Genomic DNA, 6,935 nt, shown 5'->3' with positions numbered 1-6,935 from the left:
GGCCGGCATCGGGCGCGGGGAACCCTGGCAGCGCGTCGGGTGCGGGCGCCTCGGACGTGGGGGCTGCTGGCTCGGGAGCGCCCGGAGGTGACGCGGCGCCTGGCGTGCCGGGTCCGGGGGGGGCCGGTGTGGCGGTGTCCTCACCCGTGACGGTGATGCCGCCGGCCACGCTGATGCCGCCTCGCGACCTGAGCGGCCCGGAGGCCCTCTACGGTGCCCCCATCGCGCGGTCCCTGGCGGTGGTGCCGGAGAACGACTCTTCCGCCTCCGTGGTGGCGCTGGCCTCCGGCCTCAAGACCGTCACCAGCGTCGCGGACGGCAAGGCCAGCGCTCCCCGCTGGTCCGTGCGGCTGCGCATCTCCCCCACCTGCCAGGTGCCCGGTGTGCGCGCGTTCCTCGTGCACAAGCGGCTGTCCACCCTGGGCACGCTCGTGGACCTGCGGCCGCCCCTGGAGGAGCTCAAGGCGGGCCGCATCCCGGACGGCTACATCCAGGTGGACGTGGAGACCGGCGTGGGCGACGCCGGCATCCAGGCGGCCCTGCGCAACGTGGCCGAGGTGGAGGTCGTCTCCGTCTCCCCGTCCCTCCCGGAGCCGCCCGCCCTCCCCGTCGCCGCGCCCGCGTCGGACCCCGCGCGCGCCAACGCGGACGCGGGCTCGCGCACGGTGCGCGTGCGCACGGAGCTGCTCGACTACTTCCTCGACACGGTGGGGGAGCTGATGCTCGCCACCGCGCGCCTGCGCGAAGTGGGCAAGGTGCTGCCGGAGAACACGCGCCCCGCGCTGGAGGAGGGCGTCTACCGGCTGCACACGCTGGTGAAGGACCTGCACGACAAGGTCATGAGCGCGCGCATGACGCCGCTGTCGCTCATCACCGACCGGCTGCCCCGCGCCGCGCGCGACCTCGCCCGCCGCAAGGAGCGCGAGGTGGAGCTGGTCATCACCGGCGCCGAAATCGAGCTGGACCGCGCCATCCTCGACGAGCTGGCGGATCCGCTGCTGCACCTGCTGCGCAACTGCATCGACCACGGCCTGGAGTCCCCGGAGGAGCGGCTGGCCGCGAAGAAGTCCGCGCGCGGCCGCGTGACCGTCACGGTGCGCCGCGCGCGCGACCGCGTCATCATCGACATCGAGGACGACGGCCGGGGCATGGACCCCGCGAAGCTCAAGGCCTCCGCGCTCAAGCGCGGGCTCATCACCGAGGACGCCGCCCAGCGCATGGCGGACCGCGACGCGTTCCTCCTGTCGTGCCTGCCGGGCGTCTCCACCGCCAAGGACATCACCGACATCTCCGGCCGCGGCGTGGGCATGGACGCGGTGAAGCGCGTGGTGGAGAGCGTGGGCGGCACGCTCGAAATCGACAGCGAGCGCGGCCGGGGCACCGTCTTCACGCTGCGCCTGCCGCTCACCGTCGCCGTGGTGCACCTGCTCCTCGTGGAAGTGGGGGAAGAGGTGTTCGGCCTGCCCATCGCCAAGGTGGTGGGCGCCACGGAGGCGGATCCCCAGGCCCTGAGCAAGAGCCGCGAGACGGCGCTCCTGCCCCACGGCAACGGCCTGTTGCCGGTGCACGCCCTGGAGGTGCTGCTGGGCGTGCCCGCGACGCCGAAGCCCGGCTTCCGGCCCTTCGTGGTGATGGAGGGCGACGCTGGCACCGGCAAGGTGGCGCTGGCGGTGGATCGCCTCCTGGGGCAGGAGGAAGTCGTGCTCAAACCCTTGTCCCGTCCCCTGGACTTGCTGCCAGGATTGTCCGGCGTGACCATCCTGGGCAGCGGTCGTCCCGTGTTCATCCTGGACGTCCCGAGGTTACTGACCGCGTGAGCCCCCCCCTGCCCAGTGACGCGCAACTCGACGCCCTGCGCGAGGTGGCCAACATCGGCTGTGGGCACGGCGCCAACGCGCTGGCCCGGCTGGTGGGTGGCCGCGTGGACCTGTCCATCCCCGAGGTGCGCGTCACGGACGCCGCCCACGGCCCGGCCCTCTTCATGGATGAGGCTCCCGCCGTCGCCGTGCGCCTGGGCATGACGGGCGAGCTGCGCGGCGCGCTGGTGCTGGCGCTGCCCTCCGTGGACGCGGAGGCGCTGGAGTCCGCGCTGGTGCGGGGCCAGCCCGCGTCCCCCGAGGAGCGCGAGAGCGCCCTGGCCGAGGCCGCGAACATCCTCGCCAGCGCGTGCCTGTCCGCCATTGGACGGCTGACGGGCTGGCGGCTGTTGCCCTCCGTGCCCCACCTCCAGCGCGGCCCCGTGCGGCCGGTGCTGGCGGGCGTGCTGAGCGACGTGGAGCCGGGGCCGGGCGTGGTGCTGGCGGCGCGCTTCTCCACCAAGGGCCCTACGAACCTGGGCGGCCAGATGCTGCTGGTGCTGGAGCGCGGGAGCGCCCAGGCGCTGCTGTCCCGGCTGGGCCTGTAGTCCGCCGCCCGTCGTGCGCCTGGAGGACCGGGGGCGGGTGGGGTAGACCGCTCGCCCATGGACGAGAAGGCGCTCAGGGCCCTGCTGGGCCAGGTGAAGACGGGCAAGGTCAGCCTGGACGACGCGGTGGGCAAGCTGAAGGACCTGCCGTACGCGGAGCTGGGCTACGCGACGGTGGACACGCACCGCAACCTGCGGTTCGGCTTCCCGGAGGTGGTGCTCGGCGAGCCCAAGACGGTGGAGCAGATCCTGGGCATCGTGGGCGCGCTGGTGGAGCGCAAGCAGACGGTGCTGGTGACGCGTTTGCAGCCGGACAAGGCGGAGGCCCTCACCGCGCGCTTCCCCAAGGGCGTGTACCACCCGGTGGCGCGCATCTTCCACCTGCCCCAGCGCAAGGTGAAGGCGGGCCGCGTCGCGGTGGTGACGGGCGGCACCAGCGACATCCCCGTGGCGGAAGAAGCCGCGCTGACCGCGGAGGCCATGGGCGCGGACGTGCGGCGCGTCTACGACGTGGGCGTGGCGGGCATCCACCGGCTCCTGCGCCGGCGTGAAGAGATTCAGGAGTGCCACGTCGCCGTGGCGGTGGCGGGCATGGAGGGGGCGCTCGCGAGCGCGCTGGGCGGCCTTGTCGGCATCCCGGTGGTGGCGGTGCCCACGTCGGTGGGCTACGGCGCGAACCTCGGCGGCATCTCCGCGCTGCTCTCGATGGTGAACTCGTGCGCCTCCAACGTGGCCACGATGAACATCGACAACGGGTTTGGCGGCGGCTTCTACGCGGCGCTGATTTCGCGCACCAAGGGACGGAGCTGAAACACCATGCGGCGCATCCTCTACCTGGAGCCCGTGGGCGGCATCGCCGGGGACATGTTCCTGGCGGCGGGCGTTGACCTGGGCGTGTCCCCGGACGCGCTCACGCAGGCGCTGTCCGGCCTCAACGTGCCGGGCTGGAAGCTGGCGGTGTCGCGCGCGGTGCGCCACGCCATCAGCGGCACGCACCTGGACGTGGTGCTGGACGCGAAGGAAGCGCACCCGCACCGCGCCTACGCGGACATCCGCCAGCTCATCGAAGCGGCGCCCACGCTGCCGGAGCGCGCGAAGGCGCGGGCCCTGGCGGTGTTCCGCGCCATCGGCGAGGCGGAGGCGAAGGTGCACGGCGTGTCCATTGACGCCATCCACTTCCATGAGGTGGGCGCGGTGGACTCCATCGTGGACATCTGCGGCGCCGCCGTGGTGCTGGAGCTGTTGGGCGACCCGGAGGTGCACGCCGCGCCGCCGCCGCTGGGCAGCGGCACCATCCGCGTGGCGCACGGCCAGATGCCCATCCCCGTGCCCGCGACGCTGGAGCTCCTGCGTGACGTGCCCGTGCGCTTCGAGGGCGTGGGCGAGCTGACGACGCCCACGGGCGCGGCGCTGCTCAAGGTGCTGACGAAGATTGGCCACCCCCCGGACTTCATCGTGGAGAAGGTGGGCTACGGCGTGGGGACGAAGGACTTCCGCGACCGGCCCAACGTGCTGCGCGCGTCGCTGGGCCGCGTGGAGACGCACGCCACCGAAGGGCTGTGGGTGGTGGAGGCCAACCTGGATGACGCCACGCCGCAGCTCCTGGCGCACCTGGTGGAGCGGCTGCTGGAGGTGGGCGCGAAGGACGCGTGGGTGGCCCCGGTGGTGATGAAGAAGGGCCGGCCCGCGCACCTGTTGGGCGCGCTGGTGGAGGGCGGCCTGCGCGAGGCGGTGGTGGACGCGCTCCTGAGTGAGTCCACGTCGCTGGGCGTGCGCTACCACCGGGTGGAGCGCCACGCGCTGGAGCGCGACTTCGTGGAGGTGGAGACGCCGTGGGGCAAGGTCCGCGTGAAGCGCGGCCTGCGCGACGGCCGGGTGCTCAACGCGCACCCGGAGTTCGACGACTGCGTCCGGCTGGCCCGCGCGGCCGGTGTGCCGGTGAAGCAGGTGATGGCCGCCGCGATGGCGGCCCTCACGCCCTGAGGTCTACGCCGGCTGCGCCAGGGTGATGACGCCGAAGGCCGCGCCGCCGGGGTCCGCGACGATGGCGATGCGGCCGTAGGGCGAGTCGAACGGCTGCATGATGACCTTGCCGCCCTTGGCGGTGACGGTGGCCGCGGCCTCGTCGGTGTTGGCCACCGCGAAGGTGACCATCCAGTGGGCGGGCACTTCGGCGGGCGTCTTCTCATCGAACTGCATCACGCCCGCCGTCTCACCGCCGTCCTTCTTCAGGACCCAGTACTGCATCCGGTCGTCCGGCATCTTGTCCGCCGTCATGCCGAAGAGGTCCTTGTAGAAGGCCACGGCCTTCGCGCCGTCGCGCGTCTTCGCCTCGTGCCAGGCCATGGCGCCGGGCTCGTTCACCAGCCCCGAGCCGGCGAACTGGTTCGGCTGCCAGAAGCCGAAGGGCGCGCCCGTGTTGTCCGCACAGAACGCCATGCGCCCCGCGTCCATCACGTCCATGGGCTCCATCATCACCGCGCCGCCCAGCTCCTTCAGGCGGGCGACGGAGCGGTCCACGCTCTCCACGGCGAAGTAGGTGTTCCAGATGGGAGGGAACGGCGCATCGCTGGGACGCGGCATCAGCGCCGCCACCGGGCTGCTGCCCTTGTGGGCCATGGTGTAGTGGCCGTTCTCCTTCGAGCCCTCCTGGAACGTCCAGCCGAACAGCGCTCCGTAGAAGTCCTGGGCCTTCGTCAGGTCCCAGGCCATCAGGTCCACCCAGGACACCGTCCCCGCAGCGTGCTTCGTCATCGCAGGCATCGTCGCTCCCCTCGCAAGTAGCGGCCCCGGTGGCAGACCGGGGCTACCTGCAAGGTAACAACGGAAGGGCTGTGGACTGAAAGGGTTTTCAGTGCTGCCTTGTGTCAACGAATGGGCTGACGCGCGAGCCCCTGCGCGAACGCATCCGTGTTGCCCGCCACCACGCACACCGGCAGCCCCTCCACCGTGCCGCACTTCGCGCCCGCGTCGAGGAAGGGGCGCAGGTGTTCCGGCAGCACCACGTACGCGGTGCTCGCGTCCAGGCCGCCTGGAGGCAGCCGCGCGTGGCACTCCGCCGTCAGCGCCTCCGGCGTGCGCGACGCGTAGCCGCTGTTGAACGTCAGCTTCATCCGGTACGCCTGATACGCCAGCGCGTTCACCAGCGGCTCGTCGTAGCGGCACACCCACTGCACATGCGGCGGGAAGAGGGCCAGGTGTTGGTAGCTGCCCTGGAGCGCGTTCCAGGCCGCGGACTCCAGGCGCTGGAAGCGCACGGGCTTGAAGAGGGCGCTCTTCTCCTCGCGCACGTCGTACGCCTGGAGCGCCAGCGCCACCAGCAGCGCGGCCCCGGCCACCACGGGAACCCCGCGCCACAGGCGCACCACGAGCAGCACCGCGCCCACGACGAGCAGGTAGTGCAGCGGCCAGACGAAGCGGCCGGACGCGCGGAACGCATTCGTCGCCTTCGTCAGCGGCGCGTACAGCGCGCCCAGGTCCGCCACCGGCTGGCCCAGCCACGTCACGCGCGACGACAGGGCGAAGACGGCCATGAGCAGGACGATGAGCGCCGCGGGCAGCACCCGGCGCCAGTCCAGCGTGCGCGCTTCACGCAGGCGCGCGAGCACGCTCACCCCCGCCAGCACCCCGAGCAGCAGCGCGCCCGCCCCCAGGTAGCCGAAGCCCTCGCCCTGCCGGGGCGCCGCGGGCAGGTCCGGCAACAGGCGTGACCAGCCCATCGGGTTCACCAGCGTGGCCAGGTCCGCGGAGAACTCCCCGAAGCCCTCCGCGCCCAGCCCGCTGCCACCGAAGTAGCCGAAGAGGGCGAACAGCGCCACGTCCAGCCCCGCGATGCCCGCGCACAGGGCCGCGACGCGCGCGGGGCCGAGTTTCCGGCTCCAGACGAGCCGCACCCCCAGCGTCAGCGTCAGCGGCATCAGCATGGCCACCCAGTACGGATGGGTGCCTGACGCGATGGCGTTGAAGAGGGCGGCGAGTCCCAGGCTCCGCGTCGCGGTGCGCGCGTCCGGGATGTCGCGCAGGTTGAGCCACAGCAGGGCCACCAGCAGCCAGTGCGCGCACAGCGTGGGGTGGCCGAAGCGCCCCACCATCACCGGCGACAGCGCCAGCAGCGCGCCGCCCAGCACCATGGGCACCGGACGCGGGGACACCGTCTCCACCAACTGCGCGCCGAAGTACCCCATCAGCGCGTAGCAGAGCGCCAGCCACGGCCCGACGTACTGGAAGTCCACGGGCAACAGCGCCGAGAAGGGCTTGAACAGCAGCGCCGCCCACGGGTTTCCGTCCGTGAGCGCCACCGACGAGCCGTACGGATGGAAGTGGTTGGGCGCCGCGCCCAGGGGCAGCGTCCAGTCCGCGTTGCGGAAGAAGAGCCAGCCGAAGATGTGCGCGGCCCAGTCCTCGCGCATCATCCAGTCGATGCGCGTGGGCGGCAGCACCGGCCCGCCGCCCACCCACAGGAACCAGCCCAGCCCGCAGAGCACCGCCAGCGCTCGCGCCACGACGAGGGCCCGGTGGGAGGTGGCGGGAG

The 6,935-nt window shown here is 72.6% G+C and carries 6 protein-coding genes; 4 read left to right on the top strand and 2 right to left on the bottom strand.

What is annotated here, in order from left to right:
• The 4 genes from D7W81_RS38410 to larC all read left to right on the top strand — a co-directional run.
• Nucleotides 1–1,817: chemotaxis protein CheA (locus tag D7W81_RS38410; RefSeq protein ID WP_244227722.1), on the top strand; the 1,817-nt coding region annotated here is incomplete at its 5' end.
• Nucleotides 1,814–2,404 (top strand): chemotaxis protein CheC, encoded by a 591-nt coding sequence (locus tag D7W81_RS38405; RefSeq protein ID WP_120560320.1) that lies wholly within the window; start codon nt 1,814–1,816, stop codon nt 2,402–2,404. The genes D7W81_RS38410 and D7W81_RS38405, both read left to right, overlap by 4 nt.
• 57 nt (nt 2,405–2,461) lie before the next feature.
• The gene (gene larB / locus D7W81_RS38400) at nt 2,462–3,214 is read left to right on the top strand and encodes a nickel pincer cofactor biosynthesis protein LarB (RefSeq protein ID WP_120560319.1); all 753 of its coding nucleotides are present in this window, start codon (nt 2,462–2,464) and stop codon (nt 3,212–3,214) included.
• 6 nt (nt 3,215–3,220) lie between these two features.
• Complete coding sequence (larC, locus tag D7W81_RS38395; RefSeq protein WP_120560318.1) at nt 3,221–4,387, top strand: nickel pincer cofactor biosynthesis protein LarC; 1,167 nt, start codon at nt 3,221–3,223, stop codon at nt 4,385–4,387.
• 3 nt (nt 4,388–4,390) lie between these two features.
• On the opposite strand, the gene D7W81_RS38390 is transcribed toward larC, so the two are convergent.
• Both D7W81_RS38390 and D7W81_RS38385 read right to left on the bottom strand, forming a co-directional pair.
• Complete coding sequence (locus D7W81_RS38390) at nt 4,391–5,158, bottom strand: VOC family protein (protein ID WP_158621774.1); 768 nt, start codon at nt 5,156–5,158, stop codon at nt 4,391–4,393.
• Between the two features lie 113 nt (nt 5,159–5,271).
• The coding region (locus D7W81_RS38385; protein WP_306440940.1) for a DUF6311 domain-containing protein at nt 5,272–6,935 on the bottom strand (1,664 nt) is incomplete at its 5' end.

It is taken from the genome of Corallococcus aberystwythensis (genome assembly GCF_003612165.1).
GTDB classification, from domain to species: domain Bacteria; phylum Myxococcota; class Myxococcia; order Myxococcales; family Myxococcaceae; genus Corallococcus; species Corallococcus aberystwythensis.
Note: the sequence above shows the minus strand (reverse complement) of the source record. Positions and strands in the feature narration are given on the sequence as shown.